At 64.4% G+C, this 15,768-nt stretch carries 9 protein-coding genes; 2 read left to right on the top strand and 7 right to left on the bottom strand.

Annotated features, from left to right (window positions below; all coding sequences use genetic code 11):
- Positions 1–34: 34 nt before the first annotated feature.
- The 3 genes from GGR38_RS00560 to GGR38_RS00550 are packed head-to-tail and all read right to left on the bottom strand — an operon-like array spanning position 35 to position 6,762.
- The gene (locus tag GGR38_RS00560) at positions 35–913 is read right to left on the bottom strand and encodes a transglutaminase family protein (RefSeq protein WP_183621659.1); all 879 of its coding nucleotides are present in this window, start codon (positions 911–913) and stop codon (positions 35–37) included.
- 7 nt (positions 914–920) lie between these two features.
- Positions 921–3,404 carry a circularly permuted type 2 ATP-grasp protein gene (locus GGR38_RS00555; RefSeq protein WP_246404151.1) on the bottom strand — a complete coding sequence of 828 codons (2,484 nt, stop codon included), beginning with the start codon at positions 3,402–3,404 and terminating at the stop codon, positions 921–923.
- Position 3,405: 1 nt separating this feature from the next.
- Positions 3,406–6,762 carry a transglutaminase family protein gene (locus GGR38_RS00550; protein WP_183621657.1) on the bottom strand — a complete coding sequence of 1,119 codons (3,357 nt, stop codon included), beginning with the start codon at positions 6,760–6,762 and terminating at the stop codon, positions 3,406–3,408.
- Positions 6,763–6,886: 124 nt separating this feature from the next.
- Here GGR38_RS00550 and alr point away from each other — a divergent pair, with 124 nt between their 5' ends.
- Entirely contained in the window at positions 6,887–7,969 is a 1,083-nt protein-coding gene (alr, locus tag GGR38_RS00545; protein WP_343058935.1) for an alanine racemase, read from the top strand.
- 41 nt (positions 7,970–8,010) lie between these two features.
- Here alr and GGR38_RS00540 read toward each other — a convergent pair whose 3' ends face one another.
- On the bottom strand, positions 8,011–10,461 hold the full coding sequence (locus GGR38_RS00540; RefSeq protein ID WP_183621655.1) for a TonB-dependent receptor: 2,451 nt from the start codon (positions 10,459–10,461) through the stop codon (positions 8,011–8,013).
- Positions 10,462–10,760: 299 nt separating this feature from the next.
- Here GGR38_RS00540 and GGR38_RS00535 point away from each other — a divergent pair, with 299 nt between their 5' ends.
- Positions 10,761–11,804 (top strand): AI-2E family transporter, encoded by a 1,044-nt coding sequence (locus tag GGR38_RS00535; protein ID WP_183621653.1) that lies wholly within the window; start codon positions 10,761–10,763, stop codon positions 11,802–11,804.
- Here the strand turns inward: GGR38_RS00535 and GGR38_RS00530 are convergent.
- The 3 genes from GGR38_RS00530 to GGR38_RS00520 form a co-directional block, all read right to left on the bottom strand.
- Positions 11,795–14,119, bottom strand: coding sequence for an EAL domain-containing protein (locus GGR38_RS00530; protein WP_183621651.1), 2,325 nt, complete (start codon positions 14,117–14,119; stop codon positions 11,795–11,797). The genes GGR38_RS00535 and GGR38_RS00530 overlap by 10 nt on opposite strands.
- 131 nt (positions 14,120–14,250) lie before the next feature.
- Positions 14,251–15,129 (bottom strand): HpcH/HpaI aldolase/citrate lyase family protein, encoded by an 879-nt coding sequence (locus tag GGR38_RS00525; protein ID WP_246404150.1) that lies wholly within the window; start codon positions 15,127–15,129, stop codon positions 14,251–14,253.
- Between the two features lie 120 nt (positions 15,130–15,249).
- Positions 15,250–15,690: a chemotaxis protein CheW gene (locus tag GGR38_RS00520; protein WP_183621650.1), complete on the bottom strand. Its 441-nt coding sequence runs from the start codon at positions 15,688–15,690 to the stop codon at positions 15,250–15,252.
- Positions 15,691–15,768 lie beyond the last annotated feature (78 nt).

Here is a 15,768-nt window from a genome sequence, read left to right as displayed (position 1 = left end):
TGAACCCGGCCCGATGCAAGTCAAGCCGCGCGCGTCAGTCTTCCACCGGTTCGACATCGACCGAGACCGACAGCCTTTGCCCCGCGCCGCCCATGAACACGCCGTCGATGGGGGCAATATCGGCATAGTCGCGACCCATGGCGACAAAGATATGATCGGTTCCGGCCAGCACGTCATTGGTGGGATCAAAGCCGACCCAGCCGATGTCCTGACCGCACCACAGCGCGGCCCATGCATGCATTGCATCGGCACCGACCAGGCGCGGTTGGCCCGGCGGGGGCAATGTGCGCAGATAGCCGCTGACATAGGCGGCCGGAATGCCATGAGCGCGCGCGGCCACGATCATCACATGGGCGAAATCCTGACACACGCCACGCTTTTGTTCAAAGGCGTCCTTCGCGGTGGTGGTCACGCTGGTGGCGGTGCCGTCATACGAGAATTGGGCGTGGATCGCGCCCATCAAGGCATGACCGGCGGCCAGAACGCTTTGATCGGGTCCGAAAAAGGGCGCGGCCCATTCGGCAATCGCGGCCGATGGCGGGGCCATGGGCGAGGCGAAGAGATAGGATGCCGGACCCATCGCTGACAGATCGGGCAGGGCGAGGGCTGCAGCGCGGATGCTGGCAATATCGGGCGCGTCTTCGGGCGCAGGGGCCGGTTCGTTCACCTCGATTTCGAACCGGCTCTCGATGCTCAGTTCTGAAAGCGCCTCGCGCAGGATTACGCGGTGGCGATGGACGATCCAAGGGCCATCCCCGGCCTCGATCTCGGCAGGGGGTGGATCGAGTTTCAGCGCGAAATTCTCCACCCTTTGCCCCGGCCATGGCGCCGGTTTCAGCCGCAGGTTGAGCCGTGCCAGTCGCACCACGCTGTCATAGAGCAGGCTGGTCGAATGATGGATGCGATAGCGCATGGAAGGATCAGCCTTGCAGCGGCGTGCGGCCCGCGACCGCCGCGTCGAATTGCAGGAAGTAGCGCGCGGAAATCGAATCCGAAAGCGCATTGAGCCGCATCTCGATTTCAACCATGCGCGGCTCGTCGAACTGATCGACGGTCAGGCTGACGAGCGGGGCGAGCACCGCGCGCACCTCGCGCAGGGGCGCCTCGGGCAGGGCGTCCTCACGCAGGGAGGGCAGGGCGGCGATGTGGCGCTCAATGGCCTGAACCTGATGGACAAGGCTGCGCGGATTGTCGGGGTCGAGCAGCAGCAGGTCATAGACCGGATCACGCAGCGGGGCCGAAAGATAGCGCGAGCGATAGGTGATCTGGCTGTCGAAAATGTCGAGCAAAGTGTTGAGCCGGTCGCTTTCCTCGCCCGCGCCTTCCAACTGGCGTGCGATGCGGCACAGCGAAAGCGCGCGTTCGATGCGCCGCCCCAGATCAAGGAAACGCCAAGCCGGACCGCGCACCATATCTTCCGCGCCGAGGCCTGAAAGCGCGGCGAAACGTTCGATCAACTCGCGCGCCACGCGCAGCAGCACGCCGGGCCGATGCGAATCGAGCGCAGGCAAGGACCGACTGGCGATCCGCCAGAAATCGGGCGCGAAACGGTCGCGCAGCGATTGGCCCACATTGCGCTGGGTGTTGAGCAATGCGGCGACCCCGCCGGGCAAGTCATGTTCGACCAATGCGGCGCGACACGCTTCGGCGGGCGAAAGTGCGCCATGATCCGGCCCCAGCGCGCCCCAATTGGCCAGCAGTTCGATCAGCCTGGCGCGCACCTCGGGATGGCCGCTGGCGCCCGCATCTACTTCGATCCCGCCGCCCAGAATTGAGCGGACCACGCGCACGGTCATTTCCGCCCGCTCGCCATAGCGGCCGAACCAGAACAGATTGTCGGCCGCCTGCGCCGCCAGAACCCCGCCGTCGCGCCGGATCGATGGTGCGCCCGTCAGCGTGACGCGGCTGAAGCGTTCCTCGTCGGCCTCGTCCACCACGCAGACGTCCGCCGACAGATCGCCTTCGCCCATCAGTGTCGAGGCGATCTTGCCCGAGGAGGACAGGCGGGCAAAGCCGCCCGGCATCACCACCCATTCGCCATCGGCCCCGCGCGCGACAAAGGCGCGTAGCGTGAAGGGGCGCGGCTCGAACCGGTCCTCGATAAGTGCAGGCGTGGTCGACAGGTTGATGATTTCCTGCGCGCAATAATCCATCGGGCGGCGCGCCATGGCGGCCAGCAAGGCCTCGCGCGCCTCGGGCGTCAATTGCGCGCCATGGGCGGGCTGCACCGTGGCCAGCCCTTCGACCCTTTGCCCAAAGGCCGGGGCGATCATCAATTCATCGAGCCGCCCGCGTACCAGATCCGCCTCGGTCTCGCCCCCACACCACCATGTCGCGACATTGGGCAACAGCGGGTCTTCGCCCAGCAGCGTTTGAAACAGGCGCGGCAGGAAGGCGGCAAAGGCGGGCGCCTCGACCACCTCGACGCCGGGCCAGTTGGCCATGGCCACTTGTCCGCCCGCCCAGCAATCGGCCAGATCGGGCACGCCAATCGTCGAACGCGCATCGAAATTGAGCGGATCGAGCGAATTGGTGTCGATCCAGCGCCACAGCGCATCGACCCGTTTCGGCCCGCCGATGGTGCGCACATACAGCTTGCCGTCGATCACCGACAGGTCGCGCCCTTCGACCAGCGGAAAGCCCAGATAGCGTGCCAGATGGGCCTGTTCGGGATAGGACTGGTTAAACCGCCCCGGCGTCAGCAGCGCGATGCGCGGCGATTCGCGCGGGCAATCGGCGGACAGGCCCTGACGCAATTGCCCAAAGAAACCCGCCAGCCGCCGCGCGTGAATGTCCGAGAGCAGTGATCCCGTCCCGCGCGAAAGCGCCAGCCGGTTTTCCAGCGCATAGCCCACGCCATTGGCCAGCCGCAGCCGGTCGCCCAGCACGCGCCATTGACCATGCGGCCCGCGCGCCAGATCGACCGCATAAACATGGATATAATGGCCTCGGCGAGGCAAAACCCCGCTCATCGCGCGGGCAAAATAGCGGCTGCCCGCCACGACCGCTGCGGGTATATGCCCTTCACGCACCAGATCCTGCGGCCCGTAAATATCGCCCACCACGGCTTCGAGCAGGCGCGCGCGCTGGACAAGGCCCGCCTCGACCTTGGCCCATTCCTGTGCACCGACGATCAGCGGCATGGGCGTCAGGGGCCAGCTGCGTTCCTCCGCATCGCCGGTCATGCGGAAACTCATGCCCATGTCGGCGATTTGCCGGGCCAGCAATTCCTGCGCCGACAGGCCCGAATCCTGCGCCAGCGTATTGAGCCCGCCCGCCATCATCCGCCATTTGGCGGCGACTTCGGGCGGGGCATGGCGAAACAGGTCGCCCGCGTCCACATCGACCGGATAGTCCTTCAGCCGGTCGACCGGCTGGGCCTTGCGGGGCGCGCGCGTGGCCAAGTTACCCCACCCAGCCGGGGCGGCGCAGGTCGAGAGTCATCGGGAATTCGCCCGGCCATTCCTGCGTGGGAATGGGCTGGAACCCCGGCGTATGGCCGATATCGAAGAAGCGCGCCTTGCGCCGCCCTTCGGCCTCGAAGGCATTGACCGGCACCGTATCGTAATTGCGCCCGCCCGGATGCGCGACCTCATAGACCGCGCCGCCGAGGCTGCGATGGTTCCATGTGTCATAGATGTCGAAGGTCAGCGGCGCATGGGGGGGCAGCATCGGATGGAGGCAATTGGACGGCCACCACGCCTTGTAACGCACGCCGCCCACGCCTTCGCCCGGCGTGCCGGTGGGGTTCATGGGAATGCGGCGGCCGTTGCAGGTGATGATATGGCGCCCGGCCACCAAACCGGTCGCGCGCACCTGCAAACGCTCGGTCGAGCTGTCGACAAAGCGCACCGTCCCGCCAATAGCCCCGGTTTCGCCCAGCACGTTCCAAGGCTCAAGCGCATGGGCGATTTCCAATTGCACCCCGCCGCCCTCGGTCGTCCCGTGGATGGGGAAGCGGAACTGGCGCTGGGCTTCAAACCACACGGGGTCGAAATCATAGCCCGCGCGGCGCAGATCGGACAGCACATCAAGGAAATCGGCCCAGACGAAATGGCCCAGCATGAAGCGGTCATGCAATTGCGTGCCCCAACGTACCAGCGGCCCGCCCTGCGGCTCGCGCCAGAACCATGCAGCCAGCGCGCGGATCAGCAATTGCTGGGCAAGGCTCATCCGCGCGTCCGGCGGCATCTCGAAACCGCGGAATTCGACCAGACCAAGGCGGCCCGTGGGGCCATCGGGGCTGAACAATTTGTCGATGCAGATTTCGGTGCGATGGGTGTTGCCCGTCACATCGACCAGCAGATTGCGGAACAGGCGATCGACCACCCATGCCAAGGGCTGCGGCTGATCCGGGCCGGGCACCTGCGAGAGCGCGATTTCCAGCTCATAAAGCCCATCGTGGCGCGCCTCGTCGATGCGAGGGGCCTGACTGGTCGGGCCGATGCACAGCCCCGAGAACAGATAGGAGAGCGAGGGGTGGCGCTGCCAATAGGTGACGAAACTTTTGAGCAGATCGGGGCGGCGGATGAACGGGCTGTCGAGCAGGCTTGGCCCACCCAGTACGATATGGTTGCCCCCACCCGTGCCCACCGCGCGGCCATCGACCATGAAGCGATCCGCCGTAAGCCCGACCTCACGCGCGACATCATAGAGCGTCTCGGTGATATGCACCGATTCGCGCCATGAGGCCGAGGGCTGGATATTCACCTCGATCACGCCGGGATCGGGCGTAACTTTCAGCACCATCAGGCGCGGGTCGGACGGCGGGGGATAGCCCTCGATCCGCACCGGCAGCCTGTTTTCCTGCGCCACATGTTCGACCGTGGCGATCAGGTCGAGGTAATCCTCCAGCGTTTCGACCGGGGGGATAAAGACGCAGAGGTGGTCGCGCCGGGCCTCGACCGTGATCGCGGTGCGCACCACGCCCTCGATGGCCACCTGTTCGACATAGCCGCTGCTTGTTGACGCATGCGGGGCTTCAGGAACGCGCTGGAATGCGCCTTGCGTACGCGCGGCGGCCTCGCGCTCGGCCGCCAGACCGTAGAAATCGGGCAGGGGGCCGCGTGGTGCGGCGGTGTCCTGCGGGTTGATGAAGGGATAGTCCGAGGCGCTGACATGGGGCAGCGAGGAGAGCGGCAGGCGATAGCCCAGCGCCGCATCGCCCGGCACCGCAAAGAGCGCCCCGCGCCGCAGCCGCCATTTTTCCGACCGCCAGCGCTGGATCGGCGCCTGCTTTGCCTGCCAGCGCTGGACCGGCAGGACATAGCCCACCGGCTTGTTCAGGCCGCGCTGGAATGTGCGCATGTAACGCGCGCGTTCTTCGGGATTTTCCAGTTCGGGATTATCGGGCGCGACATTGTCGGGCAATTGCGCCTCGCGCACGATCCATTCCACCGCATCTTCATAGACCGGCTGAACAAATTCCTCGTCCACGCCCAGCGTATTGGCAATGCCGCGCATCACCTCCTCCGCACCCTGCGGCGTGATTTCGGGCAAGGGTGTTTCACCCGGCAACATTTCGCCCGCGATCAGGCTGGCATCGCGCCACACCGGCACGCCATCCTTGCGCCAATAGATCGAATATCCCCAGCGCGGCAGGCTTTCCCCCGGATACCATTTGCCTTGCCCGTGATGCAGCAGCGATCCGGGCGCGAATTCCTCACGCAGGCGGCGGATCAGGCGGTCGGCATAGGCGGCCTTGGTGGGGCCGACGGCGTCGCTGTTCCATTCGGGCGCCTCGAAATCGCCGTCCGCGATAAAGGTCGGCTCGCCCCCGATGGTCATGCGCATGTCCTGCGCGGCAATGTCCTCATCCACCTTGTCGCCCAACGCCATCACCGCGTCCCAGCGCTCGTCGGTAAAGGGCTTGGTGATGCGCACCGCTTCATGGATGCGGTGGACGCCCATCTCGAAATGGAAATCGACCTCGGCCGGTTCGGCCAAGCCGCTGATCGGCGCGGCGCTGCGGTAATGCGGCGTGGCGCAGAGCGGGATATGCCCTTCGCCCGCCAACATGCCGCTGGTGGCGTCCATCGCGATCCAGCCCGCGCCCGGCACATAGGCTTCGGCCCATGCATGCAGATCGCAGACATCCTGCGAAACGCCCTTCGGCCCCTCAACCGGGATCACATCGGGCGTCATCTGGATCGAATAGCCCGAAACGAAACGCGCCGCAAAACCCAGCCGCCGCAGCAGATTGACCAGCAACCACGCCGAATCGCGGCAAGATCCCGATCCGATTTTCAGCGTTTCTTCCGGCTCCTGAACGCCGGCCTCCATGCGGATGACGTAATTGACCGCCTGATAGACCGCCAGATTCACATCGACGAGGAAGTCGACCGTGCGCTGCTTTACATCGACAAAGCGGTCGTAGAGCTTTTCAAACAGCGCCCCTTGCGGTTCGACATCGAAATAGGCGGCCAGATCCTCCTTCAGCGCCGGATCATAGGCAAAGGGGCGTTCCTCGGCATATTCCTCGACAAAGAAGTCGAAGGGATTGATGACCACCATATCGGCCAGCAGATCGACCTCGATGCTGAAATGATCGACCGGATCGGGAAACACCAGCCGCGCCAGCCAGTTGCCATGCGGGTCCTGCTGCCAGTTGAGAAAATGGTTTTCCGGGCTGATTTTCAGCGAATAGTTCGGCACCAACGTCCGGCTGTGCGGCGCGGGGCGAAGGCGGATCACCTGCGGCCCCAAACGGATCGGTTTGCTGTAGCGATAGCGGGTGAGGTGGTGCAGGCCAGCTGTGATCATAAAGGCGAGTGTGCGCGAAAGGTTTGTGCGCTGCAATATGGAATTGCGGGCCTTGTCAACAAAGCCGGTTGCGCTTTGAACCCCTGTGGTCCAGCAGGGCGGGTGAAACTGGAGTGACAGGCAAGTGCAGGCGCAAATGGCCCCCGCGCCGGGGGTTTTGACAATCGACCTTGGCGCATTGGTGGAAAACTGGCGCCGCGTGGCGCGCGAGGTTGCGCCCGCGCGGGCCGCCGCCGTGGTCAAGGCCGATGCCTATGGTCTGGGCGCTGCGCAGGTGGTGCCGGCGCTGGCGGCGGCGGGGTGCCGCGATTTCTTCGTCGCCAATCTGGTTGAGGCTCTGGCGATCCGCGCGTCGGTGCCTGAGGATGCCCTGCTGGGGGTGCTGAACGGGCTGCATCCGGGGGGCGAGGATTTTGCCGCAGAGGCCGGGATCACGCCGGTGCTGAACAGTATTGCGCAGGCTCGGCGGTGGCAGGCCTTTGACCGCCCGGCGATGCTACAGGTCGATACCGGCATGGCGCGCCATGGGCTTAGTCTTGAAGAAGCGGCGGTATTGGCAGGCGATGCGAAATTTCGCGCCGCCGTGCCCTTGCAGGCGATTATCAGCCATCTGTCCTGTTCGGATGAACCTGACCGGGCCGAGAATGCCGCCCAACTGGCTCGGTTTGAGGCGGCCGCAGCGCTGTTTCCGGGCGTGGCGCGGTGTTTTGCCAATTCGGGCGGGGTGCAATTGGGCGCGGCTTACCACGGCGATCTGGTCCGCGCGGGCCTGTGTCTTTATGGCGCCGAACCTGCCGATGGCCGAGCCGAGCCGTTCCGCCCGGTGGTGGCGCTACAGGCCCGCGTGTTACAAACCCGCACTGTGCCCGCCGGGACCGGCGTGGGCTATGGTCAGACTTGGCATGCCCCGCGCGAGACGCGGCTGGCGCTGCTCTCGATCGGCTATGCCGATGGTTTCCCGCGCAGCCTGTCGGACCGCGGCGCGGTTTGGGCGCATGGCGCGACATTGCCCATCGTGGGCCGGGTGTCGATGGATGTGACGGTGGTCGATGCCTCCGCCTTGCCTGAGGGCGCGCTGGCCGAGGGCGAGTTGGTTGAGATCATCGGCCCGCATCGCCCGATTGAGGCTGTGGCGCAGGAGGCGGGCACGATTGCCTATGAAATCCTGACCCAATTGGGCGGGCGGTATCAGCGCATCTATCGCTGATGCGATCCGGCGCGGGCGGACGACCCGCGCCGGAGGCTTCATCAGAAATCGAACTTCACCGTCGCGCCATAGGTGCGCGGATCGCCAAGGTTCGCCGCGATCAGGCCCGTATTGCCGCTGGCCACGGTCAGCATCTCGACATAATTGGTGCCGGTGGCGTTGCGGACCCAGCCATAGATGTCCAGCCCGCGATCCTGACGCCAGCCTGCGCGGAAATTGTGCAGCGAATAGCCCTTTACCCAGGTGTAGATCGAGGCTGAGGCATTGGACGACCAGCTCGAACGATAGGAGGCGTCATAGCCGACATAGACCTGACCATCCTTGCCGAACAGCTTGGCCGGAATGTTATATTCCCCGCCCCAGCTCAGCGCATATTTCGACACGCCCGGCAGGCGCTGGCCCGAAATGTCGCAACTGGCCGGGCTGAGCGCGCCCGGAACGCCCGCCGCGCCCGGCGTCTGGGTGCCCGTTACCGTGGTGCCGCCTGACAGTTCGGGCGGGCAGGGGGCAGTGGTGAACTTGGTGTATTTCGCATCCGTCAGCGCGGCGTTGACATAGGCGCTGAAACGCTCGCTGGGGCGCACCGAGAAATCGCCTTCCAGACCCTGCGTGCGGACCTGTTCGGCATTGGCCAGATAGCCGCGCAGCACGCCCAGCGCACCGTTGGTCACCTGCGCCTGGAAATTGTCGATGGTGGTGCGGAAAGCGGCCAGATTGACCGTCACCTTGCGGTCCAGCCACTGGCTCTTGAAGCCCAGTTCGAAATGGTTGACCGTTTCGGGCCTGACCGTGGCGGCGGCCAAAATCGGCTGGCCATTGGCGTCCGAGGGCACGCCGTTGAGGTTCACACCGCCCGACTTGAAGGTCTTGGCATAGGTGGCATAGGCCCGCACATCGCGCGAGAGCGCATAGGACAGCGTCAGGTCATAGCTGAAATTCCAAGCCGAATAGCGCGCGGGGAACTGCTGCGAGGACAAGACCCCCGCCTGCGCGCCCAGCAGCGAATTGGAGCCGGTGCCCGAGGTCGGCGTGATCAGCGTCCCAGCCGAATTGGTCACGACCGAATTGTACCAGCCCTTCTTCTGGTCATAATTCAGGCGCACGCCCGGCTGGATGGTGAAACGATCCGTCACCTTCCAGCTCAGCTGGCTGAAGGCAGCGAGGCTGGTGTTGTTGAGGCGGATGTCATTTTTGGCGGTCAGGCCGTTCAGGATATCCGGCACGCAGGTGGCCGACGAACCGGTGGGGCAGATCGCGCTGATCTGGGCCGATGAGAGCAGGAAGCGGCTCGCCGCGCTGCCCTGTTGCTGGGTGCCGGTGGTGTGGACGGCCTGATTGAAGGCGAACAGGCCCACGTTCCAGTCGAACTTGCTGGTCGAGAGGCTGTAGCGGAACTCCTGCGTATATTGTTCCTGCTTGGTCGGGTTCTGGCTCAGCGTGGTGATCGGCAGACCGGTGTAGTCGCGGTCGTTCGACGGGTTCCAGTCCCAGAAACGCCATGCGGTGATGCTGGTGAACGTGCCTGCGCCTATCTGGGCTTTCACCTTGAGCGAGGCGCCGCCGATGCGGTTGGTGGCGCGAAGTTCGCTGTCCAGATCGGTCACGCGGTCATAGGGGTTGGTGCTGGCGGGCTTATAGGCCAGCAGCGTGGCCAGCGCCGGGAACTGACGCGCCGATGCGCGCTGTGTGCTGCCATAGCCGTAATAGACGGTGGCGCAGCACGAGGGGTTCTGCTCGTTATAATCGGCGGCCAGCGTGACATCGACCGTGGCGGAGGGCCGCCACAGGATCTGTCCGCGCAGGCCCAGATTGTCCTGCGACTGGACCCAGCTTTTCGTGGTGGTGTTATAGATCGTGCCGTTGCGCCCGGTCGAGGACACCGCGATGCGCGCCGCCACCGTTTCCGACAAAGGCCCCGACACGGTCAGCTTCAACTGGCGATAGCCGTAATTGCCGACGGAGATCTCGCCCCGGCTTTCAAAGTTGAAGGTGGGCGCGCGGCTGGTGATGTTGATCGCGCCTGCGGTGGTGTTCTTGCCATAGAGCGTGCCCTGCGGCCCGCGCAGCACTTCGATCTGGCCTGCATCGAGGAAGTCGAACGTGCTGGCCGCCGCGCGGCTGAAGTAAACGTCGTCGACATAGATGCCCACGCCCTGTTCAATGCCATCGTTGGTCAGGCCGAACGGGGCGCCAAGCCCGCGCAGATTGGCCGCCGAATTGCGCGGGTTCGAGGAATAGAACTGCAAGGTGGGGGCCAGTTGCTGCAGGCGATTGACGTTGAAGGCGCCGGTCCGCTCCAGCGTCAGCCCGCCCAGCACCGAGATCGCCAAAGGCACGCTTTGGGCCGATTCGGTGCGGTGGCGGGCGGTGACGACGATGTCGCCGGGGGCTTCGGCCTGCACCTGATCGGCGGCTGCTTCTGCGGCAAAAGCGGGGCTGGCGAAAAGTCCGGCGCTGGCCACGCTGGCGAGGAAAATCTGGCGCAGTTTCATACTCGATCCTTTATCTTTGCAACGCGGCGGGCGCGTTCAAGCGATGGTGATCGGGAATGCGCATGGTGGCTTTCCGGCCTGTGCCGGGTGCGGCCCCATGCGAATGTCCCCCCTGTGTTGCTCGTCCTATTAATTTCTATCAATTAGGTAGAGTTGATCTGCTTCTAATCTCAATCTTAAAAATAGACATTCAAGGAAATCTGTTGAACGCCCAAGTCTGGCTAAACGCCCATCCCGCTGTTGCCCCGTGGCGTGGGCAGGCTATGCATGGGCGCATAGTCAATCGGGAGAACCGCCAGATGCAACCGGCGCGCATGTTTCTGTTGGGGCTGGTGGCGGCGATTTCGCTGGCTTTCGGCTGGCTGGTGGCGCCCTTTTGGGGCGCGGTGCTGTGGGCGATGATCGTCGCGGTGCTGTTCGATCCCCTTTATCAACGGCTGATGCGGTCGATGCCGGGGCATCCGGATCGCTGCGCGGCCATCGCGTTGGTCGTCGTCGTGGCTGTGGTGGTGGTGCCCGCGCTGGCATTGGGAGCGGCGCTGATCGAACAGGGCGGGGTGCTTTATGCAAGCGTCGAATCGGGCCAGATCGACCCCTTGCGCTTTCTGGCCGGGCTGCAGACGCGGATGCCGCATTGGCTTCAGGGGCAATTGGGTGTGGCCGGACTGGCCAGTCTGGATGACCTGCGCGGCTGGCTGAGCCGCGAGATGGGCGATCTGCTGCGCAATGTCGGCCCGCAATTGCTGCAATTAGGGCAGAGTACGCTGGGTCTGTTTCTGCAATTGGGCGTGATGCTCTATCTGGCCTATTTCCTGCTGCGCGACGGGCGGGCGCTGGGCGAAAAGATCGCGCGGGCGGTGCCGCTGGAACGGGCGATGACCGACCTGCTGATCGCCAAATTCCTTCAGGCGATCCGTGCCACCATCAAAGGCACTCTGATCGTGGCCGTATTACAGGGCGCGATCGGGGGCTTGAGCTTCTGGGTGTTGGGCCTGCCGGGGGCCTTGCTGTGGGGCGTGGCGATGGGGGTGTTTTCGCTGTTCCCCTCGGTGGGCACGGGCTTCGTCTGGGTGCCGGTTTCGGTCTATCTGCTGGCCACCGGCTCGGTGTGGCAAGGCGCGGCGCTGGGCGCGCTGGGCTTTTTTGTCATCAGCAGCGTGGACAATCTGGTGCGGCCCATCCTTGTCGGGCGCGATACGCGGGTGCCCGATTATGTCGTGTTGATCACCACGCTGGGCGGTTTTGAGCTGATGGGCTTCAACGGCTTTGTCATGGGGCCGGTGATCGCCGCGCTCTTCATCGCCATCTGGCAGGTGGTGGGCGAGAGCCGCAATCAGGCCTGACGCATATGGATCAGTGCGCGGGCTGCTTCATGCTCGCGTACATGACCGGACACATCGGCGGCGGGCATGGCACGGGCATAGAGATAGCCTTGCCCGGTATCGCAGCCCATCGTGATCAGATGCTCCTGCTGCTGCACGGTTTCGACACCTTCGGCGATCACCTCAAGGCCAAGGCAATGACCCAGATTGATGACGATCGAGGAAATCGCCTCGGCATCGCCCTTGGCACCGATCTGGCCGATAAACGAACGGTCGATTTTCAGCAAATCCACCGGGAACTGCGTCAGATGCGAGAGCGAGGCATAGCCGGTGCCGAAATCGTCGAGTGCGATGCGCAACCCGTGATGGCTGAGCCGCTTGAGCGCGCGTTCGACATCCAGCGCCCCCTTGTCGAGAAAAACATCCTCGGTCACCTCGATCTGCAGGCATGAGGCCGGCAGATTGCGCGCCTTGAGGCGATCCAGCACGGTTTCGACAATCCCGCCCGGGCGGAAATCGCCGCTGGTGACGTTGACCGCGACATGGCCAAAGGCCACGCCGTCGGCCACCCAGCCTTCGATATCGTTCAGGATCATTTCCAGCATGTAATCGCTGATTGCCACGCTCAGGATCGGGTCGTTAAAGGCGGCCTGAATCGCATCGGGGCCGCGCACATGCCCGTCCCGGTCGCGCCAGCGCAGCAGCGCCTCAAAGCCAACGATTCGTCCTTCGCCGGTCAGACAGACCTTGGGCTGATAATGCGGCAAGATGGTCTTGCGCTTCAGAGCAAAGCGGGCAGCGGTGATCATCGCCTGATGGCGCTCCACCTCGTCCATCATGGCGGGCTCAAAGATCTTCATCTGCGCCCGGCCTGCGGCCTTGGCGGCATAGAGCGCGATGTCGGCGGCCTTCATCACTTCGGATCGGCCCGGCCCATCCAGCGGGATAAAGCTGGCCCCGATGCTGGCCCCGCATTCCATCACCCGATCACCATGCAGGATCGGTTCCCGCAATTCTTCATAGATCCGCGCCGCGATCCGATGCAGTGCCTCATCATCGCGCGCGGCCACGATCAGCGCGAATTCATCGCCCCCCGTGCGCGCCACCAGATCGCCATGGCCCACCGCCGCGCGCAGCCGCGCCGCCAGCGCACGCAGCAGCACATCGCCGCCGTCATGGCCCAGCGTGTCATTGATGATCTTGAAATTATCGACATCCACGATCAGCAGCGCATGGCCCGGCGCATCGCCATCAACGGCCAGAATGCGCCCGTCGGCCTGCATCAGCGCGGCGTCCAGCCTGTCCTGAAGCACGGCGCGGTTAGGCAGACCGGTCAGCGTATCATGATGCGCCATCCATATCGCGCGTTCTTCGGAATGCTTTTGCCGGGTGATGTCGCGCGCCACCACGATGAACCGGCCCGATGCGTCCGAGGTTTCGTTGACCACCGTGTCGAACCACAATTTCTCGCCGGTCGGGCGCGTGAAACAGGTGGTAAAGCTGGTCAGCTCGCCGCGCTGCGCGCGCGCCAGCGCGGCGGCGGCGGCCGGGCGGTCCTTTTCCTCCAGCACCGAACAGAAATCGCGCCCCGTCAGCACCGATTGACACACCAGTTCTTCGGGCTGGCGATTGCTGAACACGATCCGGTGGTCCGCATCCAGAATCAGCGTGAGATCGGGGTTCGATTGCAGGATCGTTTCGTTGAGCGCCTTGCTGCGTTCCAGTTCCGCCGTCGTGGTCATCCATGACACCAGCATCCGGTGCAGCCCGAAAGAGGCCGAGAAGATGGTGACCATGAAGATCGGCAACTGCACGCTGATGATACGCAGCGAAGGCTCCTGCGTCATGAGGCCGCCCAGCGCACAGGGCGCCAGCGCGGCAAAGGTCATCACAGCGGCCAGGCGCGGCGTGCCGAAATTGCGCAGGCAGATGCCGCAGACCATCGCCGCGGTTGAAAGGCAGGCAATCGTGGCCAGCACCCAGTCGCCGCTGGTCAGGCAAAGCAGGGCGCCGACCCCCACCGACGTCGCCCATGCCACCGACAGCAGGCTGGCCAGATGGCGCAGCCGCTCCAGCCTTTCGGGCGTTGCGCTGTGCGAGGATTGCACCACGCCGATCCGCACCAGCCCCAGCAAAGCCTCGAACACCAGCCAGCCGATGAAGGGAGCGGTATGCATCCGCCCCGCCGCCACGGCCGCCACGGCCACGCTGTTGATCACCCCGCCGATGAAAATGGGCAGCGATCCGAACAAGCCATTGGCCAGTTGCGCGGCGATGGGAGCCGAGACTTGCTCTCTGGTGCTAAGCAGCCAATGGGTCACTCTCGGTATTGGCACGCTCGGCAAGCCTACTCTTGTTGATCCAGATTGAGCGAGTCTAGCGCCAAAGTGTTAATACATAGGTGGGGGTGAAAAAGAATTTATCAATTCAATGAATGCTTTCGATGACGCAAGTGCGAAGGAACCGTTTATCCCCGCGCTGCAATCCGCCGCGCCAGCGCCAGCAGGCTCTGCGCCTGATCTCGGTGGAGCAATTCGACCATCCGTCCGTCCAGCTTGATCGCCCCCTTGCCGGCATGCTCGGGCTGGGCAAAGGCCTCGATCACCCGCCCGGCCCATTCCAGTTCAACGGGCGAGGGGCTGAACACCTCGTTGCAGGGCGCGATCTGGGCCGGATGGATCAGTGTCTTGCCGTCGAAGCCGAACATCAACCCCTGCTCGGCCTCCTTGCGGAAAATGTCCATATCCTTGAATTCATTGCAGACACCATCCAGAATCGAGAGGCCATGCGCCCGGGCCGCTGCCACGGCCAGCGACAGGAAGGGCTGCAGGAAGGTCCGCCCTGCATCGGGTCGCGCGCGCAATTCGCGGGCCAGATCATTCGGCCCGATTACCCAGAGCGCCAGCCTTGTCTGCCGCGCCAGCGAGGCGATGGCGTCAAGCCGCAACACCGATCCGGCCGTTTCGATCATCGCCCAGAGTTGCAGATCCGAAGGCGCATCGCTCAGCGCCTCGTGATAGCGCAGCACATCCTGCGGGCTGGAAACTTTGGGCACCAGCAGTGCATCGGCACCCGCGCGCGCCAGCGCCTCCAGATCATCGGCGCCCCATTCGGTGTCCAGCCCATTGACCCGCACCGCCACCTCGCGATGGCCAAAGCCGCCGGTATAAAGCGCGCGCAACGCCGCCTCGCGCGCGGCCTCTTTCTGTTCGGGGGCGACGGCATCCTCCAGATCGAGAATGATGACATCGGCATCCACCTCGCGCGCCTTGGCCAGAGCCTTGGGGTTGGACGCGGGCATGAACAGAGCGCTGCGGCGGGGGCGGTCGAGGCGAAGGGCGGGCATGGGTGATCCTCTGCTGGTTCGGCCATGGCTTGGGGGTGGTGCCGCGACCTTGATAGGGCTGAACAGACGCGATTTTGTTCACAACGCTCCGATGCGTCAAGCCGGCATTAGGTCGTGGTTCTATCCCTCGCCGCGCAACCAGTCGCGCCCCACTAGTTGCGCCAGATTAAGCACCAGCAACATGCGATTGCCCACCGGCGCCAGTCCATCGATAAAGGACGTCATATCCTCCACCCCCAACGAGGGCGGCTGTTGCAGCGAGGCCTCGGCCAAGGTAACCAAATCGGATACTGTTTCGACGATCAGCCCCGCCATCAGCGCGCCCATCTGCACCACGATAATCGCGTGGCGCTCGGTGGTCTGTGTCGTGCCCCAGCCCAGCCGCGCGCCCAGATCGATGATCGGCAGGATCGTGCCGCGCAGATTGGCCATGCCCGCGATATAGGGCGGCGTGCCGGGCATCCGCGTGACCCGCGACCAGGCGCGGATTTCGCGGATCGCGGCAATGTCCAGCCCGAACAATTGCCGCGACACTTCGAAAGTTATCAGTTCGCGCGTCATGCCACCCTTTCTCTTCCGCACCAGCCTTTGGCGGATCAGAGCAGCATGGCGCAACGCCAGATGGGTTCAAATTGGCGC

The organism is Novosphingobium sediminicola (assembly GCF_014196525.1).
Taxonomy (GTDB): Bacteria; Pseudomonadota; Alphaproteobacteria; order Sphingomonadales; family Sphingomonadaceae; genus Novosphingobium; species Novosphingobium sediminicola.
Note: the sequence above shows the minus strand (reverse complement) of the source record. Positions and strands in the feature narration are given on the sequence as shown.